22 protein-coding genes are annotated in these 18,561 nt (G+C 37.4%); 15 read left to right on the top strand and 7 right to left on the bottom strand.

Features of this window, described 5'->3' with window-relative positions:
• Positions 1 to 81: 81 nt before the first annotated feature.
• Both BLV40_RS05955 and BLV40_RS05950 read right to left on the bottom strand, forming a co-directional pair.
• Complete coding sequence (locus tag BLV40_RS05955) at positions 82 to 774, bottom strand: Crp/Fnr family transcriptional regulator (RefSeq protein ID WP_090688027.1); 693 nt, start codon at positions 772 to 774, stop codon at positions 82 to 84.
• A 167-nt stretch (positions 775 to 941) separates the two neighbouring features.
• Entirely contained in the window at positions 942 to 1,613 is a 672-nt protein-coding gene (locus BLV40_RS05950; protein ID WP_090688025.1) for an NAD(P)H-dependent oxidoreductase, read from the bottom strand.
• Between the two features lie 139 nt (positions 1,614 to 1,752).
• Between BLV40_RS05950 and BLV40_RS05945 the strand changes: the two genes are divergently transcribed.
• The 3 genes from BLV40_RS05945 (at position 1,753) to BLV40_RS05935 (ending at position 4,348) form a co-directional block, all read left to right on the top strand.
• Positions 1,753 to 2,079: a winged helix-turn-helix transcriptional regulator gene (locus BLV40_RS05945; protein ID WP_026593752.1), complete on the top strand. Its 327-nt coding sequence runs from the start codon at positions 1,753 to 1,755 to the stop codon at positions 2,077 to 2,079.
• Positions 2,080 to 2,304: 225 nt separating this feature from the next.
• Positions 2,305 to 3,318: a GTP 3',8-cyclase MoaA gene (gene moaA / locus BLV40_RS05940; protein WP_090688022.1), complete on the top strand. Its 1,014-nt coding sequence runs from the start codon at positions 2,305 to 2,307 to the stop codon at positions 3,316 to 3,318.
• Positions 3,319 to 3,334: 16 nt separating this feature from the next.
• Entirely contained in the window at positions 3,335 to 4,348 is a 1,014-nt protein-coding gene (locus tag BLV40_RS05935; protein WP_090688019.1) for a molybdopterin-synthase adenylyltransferase MoeB, read from the top strand.
• 30 nt (positions 4,349 to 4,378) lie between these two features.
• Here the strand turns inward: BLV40_RS05935 and moaC are convergent, their stop codons facing one another.
• Positions 4,379 to 4,870 (bottom strand): cyclic pyranopterin monophosphate synthase MoaC, encoded by a 492-nt coding sequence (gene moaC, locus BLV40_RS05930; RefSeq protein ID WP_026593749.1) that lies wholly within the window; start codon positions 4,868 to 4,870, stop codon positions 4,379 to 4,381.
• A gap of 95 nt (positions 4,871 to 4,965) precedes the next feature.
• Here moaC and glp point away from each other — a divergent pair, with 95 nt between their 5' ends.
• The 5 genes from glp (at position 4,966) to BLV40_RS05905 (ending at position 8,698) form a co-directional block, all read left to right on the top strand.
• A complete protein-coding gene (glp, locus tag BLV40_RS05925) occupies positions 4,966 to 6,255 on the top strand; it encodes a molybdopterin molybdotransferase MoeA (protein WP_026593748.1) in 1,290 nt (429 codons plus the stop codon).
• Entirely contained in the window at positions 6,219 to 6,740 is a 522-nt protein-coding gene (mobB, locus tag BLV40_RS05920; protein WP_026593747.1) for a molybdopterin-guanine dinucleotide biosynthesis protein B, read from the top strand. The genes glp and mobB overlap by 37 nt, the downstream gene beginning before the upstream one ends.
• Positions 6,737 to 7,207 (top strand): molybdenum cofactor biosynthesis protein MoaE, encoded by a 471-nt coding sequence (locus BLV40_RS05915; protein ID WP_026593746.1) that lies wholly within the window; start codon positions 6,737 to 6,739, stop codon positions 7,205 to 7,207. Before mobB ends, BLV40_RS05915 begins: the two co-directional genes overlap by 4 nt.
• Positions 7,204 to 7,437 (top strand): molybdopterin converting factor subunit 1, encoded by a 234-nt coding sequence (moaD, locus tag BLV40_RS05910; protein WP_026593745.1) that lies wholly within the window; start codon positions 7,204 to 7,206, stop codon positions 7,435 to 7,437. Before BLV40_RS05915 ends, moaD begins: the two co-directional genes overlap by 4 nt.
• A 91-nt stretch (positions 7,438 to 7,528) precedes the next feature.
• Positions 7,529 to 8,698, top strand: a complete 1,170-nt coding sequence (locus tag BLV40_RS05905; protein WP_090688018.1) for a nitrate/nitrite transporter — start codon at positions 7,529 to 7,531, stop codon at positions 8,696 to 8,698.
• An 84-nt stretch (positions 8,699 to 8,782) separates the two neighbouring features.
• Here BLV40_RS05905 and BLV40_RS05900 read toward each other — a convergent pair whose 3' ends face one another.
• Positions 8,783 to 9,277: a CarD family transcriptional regulator gene (locus BLV40_RS05900; RefSeq protein ID WP_170833606.1), complete on the bottom strand. Its 495-nt coding sequence runs from the start codon at positions 9,275 to 9,277 to the stop codon at positions 8,783 to 8,785.
• Between the two features lie 231 nt (positions 9,278 to 9,508).
• Between BLV40_RS05900 and BLV40_RS05895 the strand changes: the two genes are divergently transcribed.
• The 4 genes from BLV40_RS05895 (at position 9,509) to BLV40_RS05880 (ending at position 10,940) form a co-directional block, all read left to right on the top strand.
• Positions 9,509 to 9,745, top strand: a complete 237-nt coding sequence (locus BLV40_RS05895; RefSeq protein ID WP_090688015.1) for a DUF2553 family protein — start codon at positions 9,509 to 9,511, stop codon at positions 9,743 to 9,745.
• A 1-nt stretch (position 9,746) separates the two neighbouring features.
• Positions 9,747 to 9,929: a sporulation protein Cse60 gene (locus BLV40_RS05890; RefSeq protein WP_026593741.1), complete on the top strand. Its 183-nt coding sequence runs from the start codon at positions 9,747 to 9,749 to the stop codon at positions 9,927 to 9,929.
• Between the two features lie 258 nt (positions 9,930 to 10,187).
• Positions 10,188 to 10,616 (top strand): SRPBCC family protein, encoded by a 429-nt coding sequence (locus tag BLV40_RS05885; protein WP_090688013.1) that lies wholly within the window; start codon positions 10,188 to 10,190, stop codon positions 10,614 to 10,616.
• Positions 10,617 to 10,940: an ArsR/SmtB family transcription factor gene (locus BLV40_RS05880; protein WP_090688010.1), complete on the top strand. Its 324-nt coding sequence runs from the start codon at positions 10,617 to 10,619 to the stop codon at positions 10,938 to 10,940.
• Between the two features lie 66 nt (positions 10,941 to 11,006).
• On the opposite strand, the gene BLV40_RS05875 is transcribed toward BLV40_RS05880, so the two are convergent.
• Both BLV40_RS05875 and BLV40_RS05870 read right to left on the bottom strand, forming a co-directional pair.
• Complete coding sequence (locus tag BLV40_RS05875) at positions 11,007 to 12,437, bottom strand: MDR family MFS transporter (protein WP_090688007.1); 1,431 nt, start codon at positions 12,435 to 12,437, stop codon at positions 11,007 to 11,009.
• Between the two features lie 107 nt (positions 12,438 to 12,544).
• Positions 12,545 to 13,816, bottom strand: coding sequence for a BaiN/RdsA family NAD(P)/FAD-dependent oxidoreductase (locus tag BLV40_RS05870; RefSeq protein WP_090688004.1), 1,272 nt, complete (start codon positions 13,814 to 13,816; stop codon positions 12,545 to 12,547).
• Between the two features lie 150 nt (positions 13,817 to 13,966).
• Here BLV40_RS05870 and BLV40_RS05865 point away from each other — a divergent pair, with 150 nt between their 5' ends.
• Positions 13,967 to 15,619 (top strand): putative polysaccharide biosynthesis protein, encoded by a 1,653-nt coding sequence (locus tag BLV40_RS05865; protein WP_090688001.1) that lies wholly within the window; start codon positions 13,967 to 13,969, stop codon positions 15,617 to 15,619.
• Positions 15,620 to 15,661: 42 nt separating this feature from the next.
• Positions 15,662 to 16,396 (top strand): pseudouridine synthase, encoded by a 735-nt coding sequence (locus BLV40_RS05860; RefSeq protein WP_090688000.1) that lies wholly within the window; start codon positions 15,662 to 15,664, stop codon positions 16,394 to 16,396.
• Positions 16,397 to 16,478: 82 nt separating this feature from the next.
• Here BLV40_RS05860 and BLV40_RS05855 read toward each other — a convergent pair whose 3' ends face one another.
• Positions 16,479 to 16,700, bottom strand: coding sequence for a DeoR family transcriptional regulator (locus BLV40_RS05855; protein WP_000805512.1), 222 nt, complete (start codon positions 16,698 to 16,700; stop codon positions 16,479 to 16,481).
• A gap of 357 nt (positions 16,701 to 17,057) precedes the next feature.
• Between BLV40_RS05855 and pepV the strand changes: the two genes are divergently transcribed.
• A complete protein-coding gene (pepV, locus tag BLV40_RS05850) occupies positions 17,058 to 18,464 on the top strand; it encodes a dipeptidase PepV (protein WP_090687997.1) in 1,407 nt (468 codons plus the stop codon).
• The last annotated feature ends 97 nt before the right edge of the window (positions 18,465 to 18,561 follow it).

Here is an 18,561-nt window from a genome sequence, read left to right as displayed (position 1 = left end):
TGATATTTTACACATCACAAAATGTAGTTTTTTTGTAGAATCAAGGAGAAAGAAAAAAGAGTAGCATCTCAAATAGAGAGGCTACTCAATACTACAAATAGAGGCAGAACAATCTTCACAAGCAATTTCATATTTTAAAAATTGCAAATTATGAATCGTAATCTTTCCCTTATGAATAGAAATAATTCCTTGTTTTTTTAAATCATTTAACATACGGTTTACACTTTCACGTGAGGTTGCACAGAAATTCGCAAGCTCTTGGTTTGTTAAAGGTAGATCGATAAGAATGCCATTCTCTTTTAATATGCCATAACTGTTTGTCATGCGAATAAGTGTGGAGTAAAGAGCTCCTTTTTTTCCATGTAACACTAAATCACGAAATTTTGTTTGCATTCTTCGTAAATGTTCACTAATCCATTTCATAAATTCAAATGCGAGAGCAGGTTTTTGAAGCAATGCCTTTTCTAAAGCATCCCGTTTAATGACGCCAACCTCAACATCCTCGAGGCATTTCGAATTCAATAAATATTTTGCATTCTCCGTGAATAATGTTAATTCTCCAATAATATCGTGTTTCGAACAAATGCGAAGTGTTAACTCTTGGCCATCAGCGCTAATTTTACTAATTTGTACTTTTCCAGAGTGAATAATATAGAGTTCTTTCGCTTCCACGCCTTCTTGGAAAATATAATGTCCTTTATTAATCTGTGCTTTATATTCAACAGATGCAAGGAGTTCTTTTAAATCGTTTGATAATGCCGTACGGTTTGTCACAGCAATCACCTTTCTTTTTAAAGCAGTCTACTTCTTATTGTGGATGTAAACATGGTGAAAATGCAAGAAATTTCTTTTTATTTATAAGTGATAAAGTGATTTTTAGCTGTGAACAAGTTTGCTTTTCATGCGGAAAAAAGAGTGTCTTTTGTAGACACTCTTTTACATTACTTAATCCATTCAACAATCGTATCCATTGATTGACGAGTTTTATCATGTTTCGGTTCTTCTGCGCGATAACCGAAAGCAACTAGAACAGAAACACCGAATGATTCATCTGAAAGAATACCTTCTTCCTTTAAAACAGCTTCTACTTTTTCTTTATTGAACCCTTCAATAGGACAAGAATCAATGCCGATTTGGGCAGCGGCAGTCATCATATTTCCGAGAGCGATATAGGTTTGTCTAGAAGCCCAATCAAACATGGCACGGTCGCTTTCTAGTAATTGAAAATCAGACTCTTGAAATTCTTTATAAAAACCACGTTTCATCGTTATCACTTCTTCAGGGAGGTGTTGAATGTTTTTCATAAAGTTAGAAATATAGGATGAGTTATAAATCATCTCTTCTTTTTTACGAGCTAATATAATGACAAAGTGACTTGCTGTTGGTAATTGTTTTTGTGCACCCCATGCTACAGGGAGTAGTTTGTTGCGCAATTCTTGGTTTTGAGTGACAACAAATCTCCAAGGCTCGAAGCCGAATGAACTTGGAGAAAGACGACCAGTTTCTAAAATAAAATGAAAATCCTCATCAGAGATTTTTTTATTCACATCAAATTCTTTACATGCATGTCTAAATTGATACGCTTTTAAAATTTCTTCTTTTGTAGGTTTCATTTAAACAACCACCTTTTTTAATTTACTTTTTTATAGTAAGTTGATTACAAAATCGATTCTACAATAGTACAATGAATGATGTAAGTACGCACATTTTTAGCATATAGTATCAATTTGTATACTAATGGAGAGTGAAAATATGGAACAGAAACATATAAATCGTTGTTCAGTAGAAGTAACGCTTGATGTAATCGGTGGAAAATGGAAAGGTGTTATTTTGTTTCATTTGATGAATGCTGAAGAGATACGCTTTAATCAATTTTTAAGATTGATGCCTGGTATTACACAACGCATGTTAACAAGGCAGCTTAGAGAGCTCGAGGCTGCAGGTGTCATTCACCGTGAGGTATATAAAGAAGTTCCACCAAAAGTGGAGTATTCTTTAACGAAATTCGGAAAATCTCTTACACCAATTATTACTCTTATGCGTGAGTGGGGAGAAGAATATCGTACACAAATAAAGTAATTGTATCTGAAATGTGAATAAAATTTGAACGAATTTGTGAAGAATTTTTGAATGAAGAAGGCGATGTGAGAAATATCACAACGTACCTTCTTCTTCTTTTCTATGATGGAGGCAACTAAAAAACATAGAAAATGAATAAAGAGCTTAAGCAAAAACATCGCAGTTTAAAAATATATTATAATAGAATGAAGACAGATAGAATTTAGCAGAAAAGGAGGGGTGACGATGCACGAGAAGATTACAGATTCTTTAGGGCGTCCACTTCAAGATTTACGCATCTCTGTCATTGATCGTTGTAATTTTCGTTGTACATATTGTATGCCAGCTGAAGTATTCGGACCTGATTATGCATTTTTGCAAGAAGAATTTTTGCTTACATTTGATGAGATTGAACGATTAGCAAAATTATTTGTAAACCTAGGTGTAAAGAAAATTAGATTAACAGGCGGTGAACCGCTGCTCAGAAAAGATTTACCAAAGCTTATTGAACGGCTTGTGAAGCTTGAAGGTTTAACGGATATTGGACTTACAACAAATGGTATTCATTTAACAAAACAAGCAAAGGCGTTAAAGGAAGCGGGATTACACCGAGTGAATGTTAGTTTAGATGCGATAGAGGACGAGGTATTTCGCAAAATTAACGGCCGGAATATTAGTACAAAACCTGTGCTAAAAGGGATTGCAGCAGCAAAAGAAGCTGGACTTGATGTGAAAGTGAATATGGTTGTGAAAAAAGGAATGAATGATAGTCAAATTCTTCCGATGGCCTCTTATTTTAAAGAGCAGGGAATTCCGCTTCGCTTTATCGAGTTTATGGACGTTGGCAGTACGAACGGATGGAATTTTGAACAGGTCATTACGAAACAAGAATTGATTGAAAAGATTAGCAAGGTATATCCGATTGAACCTGCAGAACCTCATTATTTTGGAGAGGTTGCGAAGCGCTATCGTTATGCCGGAAGTGATGCGGAAGTTGGATTCATTACCTCAGTTTCTGAATCTTTCTGTTCTTCTTGTACAAGAGCACGGATTTCGGCAGAGGGGAAATTTTATACGTGTTTATTTGCAACGAAAGGAAAGGATTTACGGACGCTCCTTCGAACAGGAATTTCTGATTCCGATTTATTAGAGGCAGTGAAAGCTGTATGGGAATACCGGACAGATCGGTATTCTGATGAGCGGACTGAAGAAAGTGCAAATAATCGTCCGAAAATTGAAATGTCTTATATCGGAGGATAAGAAAGGGGGATGCAGCGTGCAGGAGCGTTATTCAAGACAAATATTGTTCTCGGGAATTGGCGGGACAGGACAAAGGAAAATAAGAGAAAAGCATGTACTCATTATTGGTGCCGGTGCACTAGGAGCAGCAAATGCAGAGGCGATTGTGAGGGCGGGAATTGGAAAACTGACGATTGCAGACCGCGATTATGTTGAGTGGAGCAACTTACAAAGGCAACAGTTATATACAGAAGCAGATGCAAAAGAGTATAAGCCAAAAGCAGTTGCAGCGGCTGAACGTTTAAGGCAGATTAATTCTGAAGTAGAAATCGTACCGGTTGTAACGGATGTAGCGGTGCAAGAAATGAAAGAGCTCATTCAGAATGTAGATTTAATATTAGACGCGACTGATAATTTTGAAACACGTCTTCTCATTAATGATATTTCACAAAAATACAATATTCCTTGGATATACGGAGGATGCGTTGGAAGCTACGGCGTCACATATACAATTATTCCGGGGAAAACACCGTGTTTCCGTTGTTTGATGGAGCATCCATCAAGCGGCGTGACATGTGATACGGCTGGAATTATACAGCCAGCTGTACAAATAGTTTCCAGTCATCAAGTGACAGAGGCACTTAAAATATTGGTAGAAGATTTTGGAGCGCTTCGTGAAACGATGCTGTCATTTGATCTTTGGAACAATCAGTATATGGCGTTTAAAGTAAATAGACAGAAAAAAGATACGTGTTTATCTTGTGGAAAACTGCGCACGTATCCAAGTATAGCGTTTGAATCGCAAATGAAAACCGAAGTATTATGTGGACGAAATACGGTGCAAATCCGTCCGGGAGTGCCACAAATTCTTAACCTAGAAGAAATTAAAAAGCGCTTACAAAAAAGTGTGGATGTACAAATGACACCGTACTTATTATCGTTTCTGATTGATGAATATCGTTTTGTGCTATTTACAGATGGTAGAGCGTTTATTCACGGAACGAATGATACGACGGTGGCGAAGGGATTATATGCAAGATATATAGGATGAACCTAAAGGAAAACCTTTAGGTTCAAAGGATTAGGAATGTGGATTTCTCGCGTAGTCTCCACTCTTCCCGCCTGTTTTTTCAAGTAAATATGTCTCGCCGATAATCATACCTTTATCAACAGCTTTACACATATCATACACAGTAAGAGCGGTCGCAGAAGCTGCTGTTAAAGCTTCCATTTCAACGCCAGTACTACCTTCTGTTTTGACCTTTACTTCAATAAGCAGACGATATTGTTCTTTCGCTGTTTCCCAGTCGAAGGAGACATCTACTCCTTTTAGAAGTAAAGGGTGGCACATCGGAATAATATCAGAAGTGCGTTTTGCAGCCATAATACCAGCAATTTGTGCGACGGCTAATACATCGCCTTTACCAATTTCATTACGGGAGATTTTATCATAAATTTCTTTTGTAACTAAGATGCTAGAACGAGCAATTGCTGTTCGCACTGTTACTTTTTTATCGCTAATATCGACCATTTTTGCACGGCCTTGGTCATTAAAGTGAGTGAATGAAGACATGGGATTCCTCCTTGAAGTAATTGCTATTATGATTAGCATTGTACAATATAAAGTGTAATCAAGATGTGATATTTTGCAAATATGGGGTGAAAACAATGTTAGAAAAACGAGTACCAATTCCAGTTGCTGAAGCAGTAGCGAGGGTGATGAGGTATGCTGAGCAAGGTGAAACAGAAAAAGTTTCTATTACCGAAAGCTACGGGAAAATTCTTGGAGAAGATGTTGTAGCAGATCATGATGTCCCTCATTTTGATCGTTCTCCCTATGACGGATTTGCGATTCGAGCAGAAGATACGAAAGAGGCGAGTCAAAATCATTCGATTGAGTTTGAAGTGATAGGAGAAATCGGAGCTGGTTCTGTTTTTACAGATGAAGTAAAGAGCTTCGAGGCAGTTCGGATTATGACCGGGGCAGCGATTCCAAAAGATTGCGACGCAGTTGTTATGTTGGAGCTGACAGAAGGATTTGAAAGAAACGGAAAAACATATATGAAGTTAAAACGTTCTTTTCAAGCTGGTGATAATGTTTCATTTAAAGGTGAAGATGTAAAACAAAATCAAATACTTGTGAAAAAAGGCACGAAGATTAACCCTGGTGTAGCGGCGCTTTTAGCTACATTTGGCTATAGTTCAGTAAACGTGATAAAACAGCCTGTAGTTGGGATTATAACAACTGGAAGTGAATTGTTAGAAGTACATGAACCACTTCAGCCAGGAAAAATTAGAAATAGTAATTCTTATATGATTGCAGCTCAAATTACTAAAGCTGGCGGGAAAGTCAAATATTATGGGCAACTTGCTGACGATTTAGAGGTTTGCTATGAAGCTGTAAAAGCGGCACTGGATGAAGTGGATATATTGATTACAACGGGCGGTGTTTCGGTAGGTGATTATGATTACTTGCCTGAGATTTATGAAAAATTAAATGCCAATGTTCTTTTTAATAAAATTGCGATGCGACCAGGGAGTGTAACGACTGTAGCTGAAGTAACTGGGAAGCTGTTGTTTGGGTTATCCGGTAACCCGGCCGCTTGTTATGTCGGATTTGAATTACTTGTTCATCCGGTTATGCAAACATTCCTTCATGCGAAAGAACCACATGCATATCGTACAGATGCCGTATTACAGAAAGATTTTCCAAAGGCAAATCCGTTTACACGATTTGTAAGGGGAAAGGCAGAGTTTATGAATGGCCAGCTACAAGCTATGCCAGTAGGACTCGACAAATCAAGCGCAATTTCTTCTCTTGCGGAAAGCAACGCTTTAATTGTACTACCAGGAGGAACAAGAGGATTTGAAGCTGGAATGATAGTTTCAGTGTTATTACTAGAATCAAGCCAAGGAAGTGAGTGGCCGTGGGCAGAACCGCTCCAATCTTACAAATAGTCGGCTATCAAAATAGCGGCAAAACGACGCTCACTGAGAAATTGATTGAAGCTTTTTCACATGAAGGTATGAAAGTTGCCACAATTAAGCATCACGGACATGGGGGCTATCCTGAGGTACCGCAAAAGGATAGTGAACGTCATAGGCAAGCGGGTGCGATTGTTAGCAGTGTAGAAGGAGCTGGATTACTATCACTTTCTTCTCTTCGGGATAAGTGGTCTTTGCAGGAAATCATTCGATTATATGAGTTTTTTGAAATAGATCTTATTTTAATTGAAGGATATAAAACAGAAAATTATCCAAAGGTAGTTTTGCTTCGTTCAATTGAGGATATTTCTTTATTAAATCAAGTAGAAAATGTGATGGCGGTTATCACCTGGAATGACGCCATAGAAGGTTTACGAGAAACATATAAAACTTTCCATATAACAGAGGAAGAAACTTATATGAAATGGCTCGTACAAACAGTAAGGGGTGCAAGATGACACATAGGTATTATGAAGTAGTAGATACACCAATTTCAATTGAAGAGGTTACAAATAAAGTCATTCGCCGTGAATGTGGTGCTGTGACAACTTTCACTGGTACTGTAAGAGAATTTACGAAAGGGCGCCGTACGTTATATTTAGAGTACGCAGCCTATAAGACAATGGCTGAAAAAATGCTTGCAAAAATTGGAGATGAAGTGAAAGAGAAGTGGCTTGGGACACACGTTGCGGTTACACATCGCATCGGCACACTTCAAATTTCGGATATCGCCGTTGTTGTTGCTGTATCAACACCGCACCGGAAAGCTGCGTATGAAGCGAATGAATACATCATGGAACGCATTAAACAAATTGTTCCGATTTGGAAAAAAGAGTTTTGGGAAGATGGCGATTCATGGATTGGTGATCAATTAGAAAAAACGCCTTATCCAAATGGAGAACCTGGAAAGGAGATGAGAAAATGATTCAAGTATTATTATTTGCGCATTTACAAGAAGAAGCCGGAACAAACGAGCTAAAAATGGACTGTGAAAATATTACCGTTGCAGAATTAAAGGATATGATTGCAAAAGAACATCATATCGCAGTTTCAGAGCAAATTATGGTTGCTATCAATGAGGAATATGCAAATGAAGATGACAAAATACAATCTGGTGATGTTGTCGCATTGATTCCGCCAGTGAGCGGTGGTTGATTTTTTCCAGTCTAATCACGGAAGTACGTGATTAGACTGGAGGGAATTAACACATATTGTGAAATATTGAACAATATAGGAGGCGGAAAGGATGAAAAGTCCGAATTTTCAGTTAGGTTTACAAACTTCTAATCTTATTATTGGCTTTATGGTATGGGTGATTTTATCTTCGCTAATGCCATTTATTAAAGCAGACATTGCGTTAACAGCAGGACAAATTTCCCTTGTTACAGCAGTACCCGTTATTTTAGGATCGGTGCTTCGAATACCAATTGGTTATTGGACCAATCGTTACGGAGCGAGAAAATTATTCTTTATAAGCTTTATTATTTTACTATTCCCTGTCTTTTATATTAGTATTGCGAATTCGATGATGGATTTAATTATTGGCGGTTTATTTGCAGGGATTGGCGGAGCTGTATTCTCTGTAGGGGTAACGTCCTTGCCGAAGTATTATCCAAAAGAGCGTCACGGTTTTGTAAATGGTATTTACGGTGTAGGAAATGCAGGGACAGCAGTTACATCTTTCTTAGCACCTGTTATTGCGACTTCATTTGGATGGAGAGGAACTGTCCAATCCTTTTTAATCTTACTTGCTATTTTCGCACTTCTGAATTTTTTACTAGGTGATCGTAATGAGAGAAAAGTGAACACACCATTAATGGAACAGTTAAAAGGTGTATACAAAAATGAAAAACTTTGGTTCTTATGTATTTTCTATTTCTTAACTTTTGGCTCATTCGTTGCATTTACAGTATACTTACCGAATTTCCTAGTATCTCATTTCGGACTTGAAAAAGTAGATGCAGGTATGCGGACAGCTGGATTCATCGTATTGGCAACGATTATGCGCCCAATTGGTGGTTGGCTCGGTGATAAATTTAATCCATTTAAAATTTTAATCTTCGTATTTATTGGTCTCACATTATCTGGAATTATTTTATCGTTTATGCCAAGTATGAACGTATATACATTTGGTTGCTTACTAGTCGCATTCTGCGCTGGAATTGGAAATGGAACAATCTTCAAACTAGTACCAATGTACTTTTCTGAGCAAGCAGGGGTTGTAAATGGACTTGTCGCAGCTTTAGGGGGTTTAGGAGGATTTTTCCCGCCATTAATATTAACGTTACTATTCCAACTAACAGGTCATTATGCAATTGGATTTATGGCACTGTCAGAAGTGGCGCTTGCATGTTTAATTATTACAGTGTGGATGTACAGTCAAGAGAAGTTGTTAGTGATGTTAAATGGTAAATAATACAAGAAAAAGATGTCTGTAAGTAGACATCTTTTTCTTGTTTAGGCAAAAAAAAATAGCCGAATGCTATTTTAAATTTGTATATTAATGATTGATTGTATCTTGAAGGAAATCAGTTGCTTGATTTTCTGAAAGATCTTGCACAAGTGCAACTTCACTAACTAAAATTCTGCGCGCGTTGTCTAACATTTGCTTCTCACTTGCATTTAACGCTCTTTCTTTATTGCGGTGAATTAAATCACGAACAACTTCAGCGCCGTCTAGGAGATTCCCGTTTTTCATCTTCTCCATGTTTATATTGTATCTTTGTTTCCATGAGAGTGAGTGGTCAGGTTCGCCATTATGAACATCAACTAATACATCGTTTAATGTATCTTTGTCAACAACAAAACGTATACCTGAACTTTTAACTTTATCCACAGGAATCATCACTTGCATATCACTAATAACCATGTGTATTACACAGTACTGACGTGTTTGTCCTAACACTTCTTTATCCTCAATTGCTTCGACTATTCCTGCTCCATGCATAGGGTAAACAATCTTATCACCAATTTGAAACAAATCATCCACCTCCATATGTGGTAACTACTCTTAATGATAACACATATGTATAAATATGTCAAATTTTATATAATATCATAAAAATGACATTCGAGTCAATAAGTTTTGTGGCGATTTTCAGGGTGTTTTTTGTAAAAGATAATTGTTCGTAAAAATAAGAGGCATATCCACTCATTTTTAATCATAAAATGCAAAATCGTTAATACAATATACCTAAATCCGTTCTTTTTAAAGGAGGGAGAGAAGGTGGGGCGCACAATTAAAATTGATATTACGAATAGGGTAGTAGCAAGATTTAAATCAAATTATTTAGAATTATATACAAGTAAATTTATGATAGGTAAGTTTTATGTCTATACTGAAGATAAGCAATATGTATTAGAAGACGGATATATATATGAAGATGGTAAGTTTTATCGCATCATAGATACGCACCGTGGCAATAATCGAGCGGCGGAGAGCTGTGATCTAGGATGGTGTTAACATGATCCGCGTTAAGGTGTTTGATGAAAGTCATGAAAAGGACTTAGAAGATTCCGTAAATGTGTTTTTGAAGAAGCTGGATGATGAACAGTTTGTAGATATTAAATATCAAGTTGGTGTATCGATTAATGACGATGAAAATCAAATTTATTGTTTCTCGGCGATGGTAGTCTATAAAACATAAAAAGAGCTGGGGATCCAGCTCTTTTTTATGTTTTAAGTAGACATTATATGGATTGGTAAAGTGTTCATAATGGATTGTAGGGCCAGTTTTTCTTTTCTAGCTGGAACTTGTTTCACTGGTGTTTGTCCTGTTGAAAAAATGTTGAGAATTTCTCAACAGGCAAATGGAGATCTCTTGACGTGAAACTAAAAGGTGTTATATTATAAAGCGAAACCAAAAGGTGTTACATTGTAACAGCCTATATAAAGGAGAAATAGTATGGATCAGCAAAATACATTACAAGATATTAAACAAACAGTTATTTTTGAAGCGCCTATTCAAAAAGTATGGAATGTAGTATCAACTTCAGAAGGGATTACGTCTTGGTTTATGCCAAATGACTTTGAGCCGAAGGTAGGACATGAGTTTCATGTACAATCACCTTTTGGACCATCTCCATGCAAGGTGTTAGAAATTGATGAGCCTTATCGTTTATCTTTTTCATGGGATACAGATGGTTGGATCGTTTCATTTATTTTGAAAGATTTAGGGGATAAAACGGAGTTTACTCTTATTCATGGTGGATGGAAGCAGCCTGATACAATTCTTCCGAAAGCAAACGAGAAAAGTTCTGTTATTCAGGGTAGAATGGCAGGCGGCTGGGTAGCGATTGTAAATGAAAAACTGAAAAGGGTTGTTGAAGGATAAGTGTCCTCATCAGCAGCGAAATATGATGTCTTTCAAGCAATTGCTGATCCAACCCGTAGAGAAGTACTCCGGTTATTAACAGAAAAAGAATTACCAATTTCTAAAATAACAGATCACTTTCCAATGAGTCGTACAGCTGTAGCGAAACACCTTCACATTCTTTCAGAAGCGAAATTAGTAAGCGGAAGAAAAGTTGGGAGAGAAAAGATATATAGGTTGCAACCTGAGCCGTTAGCTGAATTACAAGAATGGCTTTCCTATTATGAACAGTTTTGGAACAATAAATTGTCCATGCTGAAATATGTGGTGGAAAATGAGGAATAAGTGTTGTGAAATATGAACGCTTGATAAATAGAAAAGGATGATCGTTATATGCGATCATCCTTTTTTTTAATGTTCAGCCGTCTGACTGCTAGGCTTTAATAGAAGCCAACCGATAAATAGTGTAAGAAGTGCGAGCGCAAATGTACTCATATAAATAACATGGACACTAGAAGCTAATGCTTCTTGTGATTTTGTTACGACATTTGCTGTGCCGTGCCCGCCTGAGATAAGGTCCACGTTTTGTATTCCTTGTTTATGAATCATCGTATTAAAGATTGTTCCGAAGATAGCGGCACCTAATGTTTGGCTAAATGTATTAATAAATGTGTTTAAGCCGACTGCTGTACCGCGTGTATGTGCAGGAACAGCTGCTTGTATGGTTACCATATAAATTGGTGTAATAAGCCCCATTCCTAGGCCGAATAGTCCAACAGCAACATAAATTAGAAATGCTGGTGAATGAATTGATAATGTGAATAATAAGAAGGTAGCGACTGATAAAATGCTAGCTCCAAGTAAAATGATTTGTTTCGTTTGTAACTTACCAACTAAATTCCCAGAGAAAATTGCACCGAATGTCCACATAACAGGAATTGGCATAAGAATAAGTCCTGCTTCTGTTGCATTTTTTCCTAATACACCTTGGCTCCAAATTGGAAGGTACATTGTAATACTAATAATCATGGCGCCAGCAATCAATGTTAGGATGTTTACAGTTGATAACGTACGATTAGAGAAAAGTGTTAACGGAATTAATGGTTCCGGGGATTTTCTCTCAACGAATAAGAAAATAAGGAATGAAACAGCCGCAAAGATTAAAAGACCTATAATTGTAATGTCGCCCCAGTTTTGCTTACTGCTTCCTGTTAAGAGTGCATAGAGTAACGCGATTGTACTTAGTGAGAAGATGATTGCACCAGGATAATCGATATGGTGTTTTGCTGGTTTGATTGACTCTTTGTAAGAAATTGCAATCATCGCACAAGCAAGAATTCCAAATGGAACGTTTAAGAAAAAGATGTAGCGCCAAGAAAGAGAATCAACTAAAAATCCACCTACTAGCGGTCCAACAACACCTGAAACGCCCCAAACAGCACTCATCCAGCCTTGTGCTTTTGCACGGTCTTTCGCTTCACTATATAAGTCTCCGATAATCGTCATTGTAATTGGCATAACAGCGCCGGCACCTATACCTTGAAGAGCGCGAAAGAAGATTAATTGTTCCATCGATGTCACGATTCCGCATAGTGCAGAACCGATTAAAAAGATGGCTGCGCCGATGAGCAGTACTTTTTTACGTCCGAATAAATCGGCTAGTTTTCCGTAGATTGGAGTCGAGACTGCAGTTGCGAGCATATAAATCGCATATACCCAGCTAACAAGTTCAACGCCTGATAAATCACTCGTTATACGAGGGATTGCTGTACTAACAATCGTTCCTTCCACAGCGGAAAGAAACGTCATTAACATTAAAGATATCATGACTTTTTTTCTCATATGTTTTCCCCTTTATAATATTCAACAATATAAAATATAAAGCTACTAAGCTACATAAGGCAACAAAAAAGAAACAGGAGTGGAAAAAATCCCCTCTTGTCTCTTTTTTAGTACTGCACGTTTGCATTCTGCCCAGCAGTTGTTCCGGCAATCCGGCCTGTCACAAGAGCGGAAGTAATATTATAGCCGCCTGTATAGCCATGAATATCAAGAACTTCTCCGCAGAAGTATAAGCCATTCATTAATTTAGAAGCCATTTCTTTCGGGTAAATTTCTTTAACAGAAACGCCGCCGCCTGTTACGAAAGCTTTTTCAAGTGGCTGTGTACCGTTTACTGTTACTTTGAATTCTTTAAAGTCTTTCACAAGTGCGCGAATCTTTTCGTGAGAAACTTGCCCAGCTTGTTCGCTACCGTCAATTCCGTTTCTTTCTAATAAGAATAGGAAATAACGTTCAGGAACATATCCTTTTAACACATTTTTGATTCCTTTTTTCGGTTCTTCTTTCATTTGTTTCATCATGCGCTGGAAGAGCTGTTCACTACTTTCTTCTGGTAGTGCATCGATGCTCATTTCGACCGCACGCATTTTAAATTTTTTCATCGTTTTTACAACGAATTGGCTACAGCGAAGAGCAGCTGGACCAGAAATGCCAAAGTGGGTAAAGAGCATGTCCATTTTATGAGAAATGACAACTTTGCCTTTGGGATTTAATACGCTTAAGTTTACAGCGCGTAAAGCAAGACCCTGCAGTGTACGGTCACGGATAAATGGTTCATTTGAAGTAATTGGTACCTCTGTTGGGAAAAGCTCAGTAATTGTATGCCCAGCTTTTTCAGCCCAAGCGTAACCATCTCCAGTTGAGCCAGTATGAGGAACAGATTTCCCGCCAACAGCAACTACCACATGATTTGTTTCAAGCACTTCACCTGTTTGGAGTACAACGGCTTTCGTTTGTCCGTTTTCATATTCAACAGTTTCAACGGGTGTATTTGTACGCACCTTAACACCGAGTTCTTTTAGACGTATTAATAACGCATCAACAACAGATTGCGCTTTATTAGATACAGGGAACATGCGGCCATGGTCTTCTTCTTTTAGCTTTACGCCAAGCTTTTCGAAGAATGTAATAATATCTTCATTATTAAAAATAGAGAAAGCGCTGTATAAAAAGCGACCGTTTCCTGGTATATGTTTTACAATTTCATCAAGTGGTAAACGGTTTGTGACATTACAGCGCCCGCCGCCAGAAATTGCAAGTTTACGTCCTAATTTATTTCCTTTATCAAGAAGCAAGACACGCGCGCCTTCTTCCGCAGCACCGATTGCGGCCATTAATCCTGAAGGGCCGCCCCCGATGACAATCACATCATAATGCATAGTATATCGACCTCATTTTCTACATTTCCTGCCTAAAAGAATAGCATGTTTTCGTAGAAAAGAAAAATTCAGTGAGGTACTGTTTCTCTGAAAAATTGTGGTACAATACAAAGGTTAGAGTTCAGCGTTATATATGTAGGAGGATCATCTATGTCCGATTCAAAATTTCTGCGCGGAACGCTTATTGTGACGTTAGGAACTTTTTTAGTTAAGTTCTTAGGCATGATTTACGTCTTTCCATTTCATGCATTAGTTGGCACAGAAGGCGGAACGCTCTATACGTATGGATACATTCCATATACAATCTTTTTAAGTATTGCAACGGCGGGAGTGCCGCTTGCTGTTTCAAAGTTTGTTTCCAAATATAATGCACTTGGAGATTATAAAACGAGTCGGAGAATGTTCCGTTCGGGAATGGTTATGATGATTGCAACAGGGATTCTTTCTTTCCTAGTGCTTTACATGACTGCGCCATTATTTGCACACGCAATGCTCGGGAAACAAAGTGTACACAATAATATAGAAGACGTTACAATGATTATTCGTCTCGTAAGTTTTGCGCTTATTGTTGTACCTGCAGCAAGTTTAATTCGTGGTTTCTTCCAAGGTCATCAATCAATGGGACCGACGACAGTTTCACAAATTATTGAACAAATTATCCGCATTGTCTTTTTACTAGCGGGTAGTTTTATTGTTATTAAAGTGATAGGTGGCTCGGTAGCAACCGCTGTTGGAGTGGCAACTTTTGCAGCATTTGTTTCAGCTGTGGGAGCGCTGGGTGTGTTGATTTGGTACTGGTTAAAACGTAAAAAACATCTCGATCAATATTTAATTGAACAAACTGTACCAGAATCAACAGTAAGTACACTTCAATTATTTAAAGAATTATTTGCATATGCAATTCCTTATGTTGTCATTGGATTAACAATTCCTTTATATCAACAAATTGATACATTAACATTTAACTCTATTATGCAAGCGATTGGACAAGGGGATATTGCAGAGAGAGCACTTGGTATTTTTACGATGTGGACGCATAAGTTAATTATGATTCCTGTGTCGCTTGCAACGGCGTTTAGTTTAACGCTTGTTCCAGCAATCACAAAATCATTTACAGAAAAACAATTTCGTTATTTAAAATTACAAATTACGCAAACATTCCAGGCAAATATGTTTTTAACATTACCAGCGGTAGTTGGTATTTCTACGCTTGCGTATCCAATTTATACAGCGTTTTATGAAAAGGATCCATTAGGTGGACAAATCCTTATGTGGTATGCACCAGTTGCGTTATTATTTGCTTTATTTACAGTGACTGCGGCAATCTTACAAGGGATTAACCAACAAAAACATGCGATTATTGCGCTTGGCATGGGCGTTGTTTTGAAGTTTTTATGTAATGTGATTTTAATCCGTTACTTCGGTACAATTGGAGCTGTTTTAGCAACAGGTATTGGATTCTTAGCTTCTATTTTATATACGAATAAACAAATTCGAAAACATGCACACTATTCATTCGGTGTTGTATATAAACGAACATTCCAAATTGCAATATTAACAATTGTGATGGTCGTTGTCGTAAAACTATCACAAGGACTTCTATCCTTTGTGATTTCACCTGAGACCCGATTTGGTGCACTTATTACCGTTGCAGTTTGTGCAGGGATTGGTGGCCTTACTTACGGACTTTTAGCAATCCGCACAGGAGTACTAGAAAGAGTATTTGGCGGGGAAGCTTTAGAAAAGATACAGCGTAAACTTGGTCGTAGATTGAAATTAAAGATGAAGTCAAAAGGGGCGTAATACACGTCCCCTTTTCTATGATAAATAAAGAAGGTGAAAGAATTGAGATTAGATAAATTGTTAGCAAACATGGGATACGGAAGTAGAAAAGAAGTAAAGAAATTATTAAAGGATGGCGTTGTAAAAATTGATGGAACGCCAGTAAAAGATGCGAAGTTTCATGTGAATGTAGAGGAGCAAGAAGTTACAATTCATGGAGAAGTTGTTGAATACAAAGAATTTGTATATTTAATGATGCATAAACCACAAGGCGTTATTTCTGCAACAGAAGATGACAATCATGAAACAGTTGTTGATTTATTAGAACTTGAAGATGCGATTTTTGAGCCGTTTCCAGTTGGAAGACTTGATATTGATACAGAAGGTTTTCTACTATTAACAAATGACGGTAAATTAGCGCATCAGTTATTATCTCCGAAAAAGCATGTGCCGAAAAAATATTATGCACACGTAGCTGGAGTTGTAACAGAGAAAGATATAGAAGAATTTGCAAAAGGTGTTATTTTAGATGATGGCTATGAAACAAAGCCGGGCGATCTTACCATTTTGAAAAGTGACGATGTTTCTGAAATCGAGCTTGTGATTACAGAAGGGAAATTCCATCAAGTGAAGCGTATGTTTGAAGCGGTTGGGAAAAAAGTTGTCTACTTAAAGAGAACAGAGATGGGACCTTTAGTATTAGATGAAGAATTAGAGCTTGGTCAATACCGTGAATTAACAGATGAAGAAGTAGAAATGTTAAAAACGTATCAAATTCAAACAGAGAGTCAAGAGTGAGACCGATTCCAAAAATAGAAAGAACCCCTTTCTGATTTCACAGAAAGGGGTATGTATTATATTTTAGATACAATTGTTTTCGTTATGAGGTCATTCTCACTTTCTTTCCTGTTGTTGTCCACTTACCGCGGCAAGGGCTATACACGAGTTCATTAAATTGCAACACATTCAGATCACGTTGTATCGTTCGCGGTGTGATCCCGAACTCATCTACAAGGTCTTTCGTCGTTACCGTACCATTCTCATTGATGTACATATAAATTGATTTAATGCGTGTTAGCATACGAGTAGTCGTAGGTTTCAAGAGAAAACCACTCCTCTACTAGTTTTTTTGACCCCATTCAGGAAAGAAGGTCTTTACTTCCATTGTACTCCACTAGACAAATTTCATGCTTAAACCTAGTTAAATTTTACAAAAGTTTAACAAATATGAAAATAGAAAAATATTGGTAGTTGACATTCTATGTCTCTTCTATCAACTATCACATAAATTTCTACGTAAACCGCCAAATTCCTGCAAATTTTTTTAAAAAATAAAAGAAAAATTAATGTGAAATATCTGAAATATTGTAATTGTTCGTCATTTATTCTTCTCTTATTGGCATATCTGATTTTCGTTTGCTATGATGAAGGGGAGAATATAGAAGAAGGTGAATACGTGATGACAGCAATTAATTGGACAGAAGAAGTTGAAAAAAGAAAAAATGAATTAATTCATGACGCACAACAATTTTTGCAAATTAAAAGTGTATGGGAAGAAGAAACAGCAAAAGAAGGTGCACCGTTTGGAGAAGGTGTAGCGAAAGCACTATCCTTCATGTTACAGAAAGGGGAAGTAGAAGGATTTACTTCTAAAAATTTAGAAGGGTATGCAGGGCATCTTGAAATGGGACAAGGAGAAGAATTGGTTGGTATTCTTTGTCATGTTGATGTTGTTCCAGAAGGAGATGGATGGACAACACCTGCATATAGCGCTGATATTCGTGATGGAAAGATTTTTGCACGTGGTGCAATTGATGATAAAGGGCCAACAATGTCTGCTTACTATGCAATGAAAATTGTAAAAGAATTAGGCTTGCCGCTTTCAAAACGCGTACGCATGATTTTAGGAACGGATGAAGAAAGCAACTGGAAATGTGTCGATCATTATTTTAAAAATGAAGAAATGCCAACGCTTGGGTTTGCACCAGATGCTGATTTTCCTATTATTAATGCGGAAAAAGGGATTTCTGATATACAAGTTGTGCAAAAGAATAGTGAAACACAAGGCGGGGAATATGAACTTGTTTCATTTTCTTCAGGGCGTCGTTTAAATATGGTTCCTGATTTTGCAGAAGCAGTGATTACGACTGAAAAGGTAACGGAACTTCGCGCTGCTTACGAACAATACTTACAAACTGTTAAGAAAACAGGAAAAGCAAATGTAGAAGGAAATACTGTGAAGTTACAAGTAGAAGGGATTTCAGCTCACGGTTCTACTCCTGAAAAAGGTGAAAATGCAGGTCTCTTATTAGCGAACTTTTTAACAACGCTTGCTCTTGACGGTAAAGGTGCTCCATTTGCGGCATTTGTTACAGAAACATTTACGAATGATACGCTTGGAGAAAAAGCAGGAATCGCTTATAAAGACGAAATTAGCGGACCGTTAACGATCAATGTAGGTCGCCTTTCTTATACAAAAGAAGAAGGTGGAAACTTAGGTTTAAATGTACGCTATCCAGTAACAACTAATTTTGAAGAGACAGTGCAGAAATTAAAAGACTATGTCGGTCAGAAAGGCTTCCAAGTAGCTGATTACTCTAACTCACGTCCACATCACGTTGATAAAGATCACGTTTTAATTCGTACATTGCAACGTGTATATGAAGAACAAACAGGAGAGAAAGCAGAGCTATTAGCAATTGGTGGCGGTACATATGCTCGTTCATTAAAAGCTGGTGTTGCATTCGGTCCACTATTCCCTGGAAAAGAAGAACTTGCGCATCAAAAAGATGAGTATATTGAAATTGAAGATCTATTAAAAGCAACAGCAATTTATGCGCAAGCAATTTATGAATTAGCGAAATAGGCTGATTGTATATTGAGATATGACCGCTCTCCATTCGGAGGGCGGATTCTTTTTGAATGAGATACAAAAGAAAAGCAACAATAACAAGAAAGGAGAA

Origin of the sequence: Bacillus sp. 166amftsu (genome assembly GCF_900107445.1) — a bacterium.
In the GTDB taxonomy this organism is placed as follows: Bacteria; Bacillota; Bacilli; order Bacillales; family Bacillaceae_G; genus Bacillus_A; species Bacillus_A arachidis.
Note: the sequence above shows the minus strand (reverse complement) of the source record. Positions and strands in the feature narration are given on the sequence as shown.

What these genes read in the sequence shown, in the direction of transcription:
- BLV40_RS05950 (WP_090688025.1), bottom strand. Translation starts at nt 1,613, where the DNA reads ATGAAACCTACAAAAGAAGAAATTTTAAAAGCGTATCAATTTAGACAT.
- BLV40_RS05945 (WP_026593752.1), top strand. Translation starts at nt 1,753, where the DNA reads ATGGAACAGAAACATATAAATCGTTGTTCAGTAGAAGTAACGCTTGAT.
- moaA (WP_090688022.1), top strand. Translation starts at nt 2,305, where the DNA reads ATGCACGAGAAGATTACAGATTCTTTAGGGCGTCCACTTCAAGATTTA.
- moaC (WP_026593749.1), bottom strand. Translation starts at nt 4,870, where the DNA reads ATGTCTTCATTCACTCACTTTAATGACCAAGGCCGTGCAAAAATGGTC.
- glp (WP_026593748.1), top strand. Translation starts at nt 4,966, where the DNA reads ATGTTAGAAAAACGAGTACCAATTCCAGTTGCTGAAGCAGTAGCGAGG.
- BLV40_RS05915 (WP_026593746.1), top strand. Translation starts at nt 6,737, where the DNA reads ATGACACATAGGTATTATGAAGTAGTAGATACACCAATTTCAATTGAA.
- moaD (WP_026593745.1), top strand. Translation starts at nt 7,204, where the DNA reads ATGATTCAAGTATTATTATTTGCGCATTTACAAGAAGAAGCCGGAACA.
- BLV40_RS05905 (WP_090688018.1), top strand. Translation starts at nt 7,529, where the DNA reads ATGAAAAGTCCGAATTTTCAGTTAGGTTTACAAACTTCTAATCTTATT.
- BLV40_RS05900 (WP_170833606.1), bottom strand. Translation starts at nt 9,277, where the DNA reads ATGGAGGTGGATGATTTGTTTCAAATTGGTGATAAGATTGTTTACCCT.
- BLV40_RS05890 (WP_026593741.1), top strand. Translation starts at nt 9,747, where the DNA reads ATGATCCGCGTTAAGGTGTTTGATGAAAGTCATGAAAAGGACTTAGAA.
- BLV40_RS05885 (WP_090688013.1), top strand. Translation starts at nt 10,188, where the DNA reads ATGGATCAGCAAAATACATTACAAGATATTAAACAAACAGTTATTTTT.
- BLV40_RS05875 (WP_090688007.1), bottom strand. Translation starts at nt 12,437, where the DNA reads ATGAGAAAAAAAGTCATGATATCTTTAATGTTAATGACGTTTCTTTCC.
- BLV40_RS05870 (WP_090688004.1), bottom strand. Translation starts at nt 13,816, where the DNA reads ATGCATTATGATGTGATTGTCATCGGGGGCGGCCCTTCAGGATTAATG.
- BLV40_RS05865 (WP_090688001.1), top strand. Translation starts at nt 13,967, where the DNA reads ATGTCCGATTCAAAATTTCTGCGCGGAACGCTTATTGTGACGTTAGGA.
- pepV (WP_090687997.1), top strand. Translation starts at nt 17,058, where the DNA reads ATGACAGCAATTAATTGGACAGAAGAAGTTGAAAAAAGAAAAAATGAA.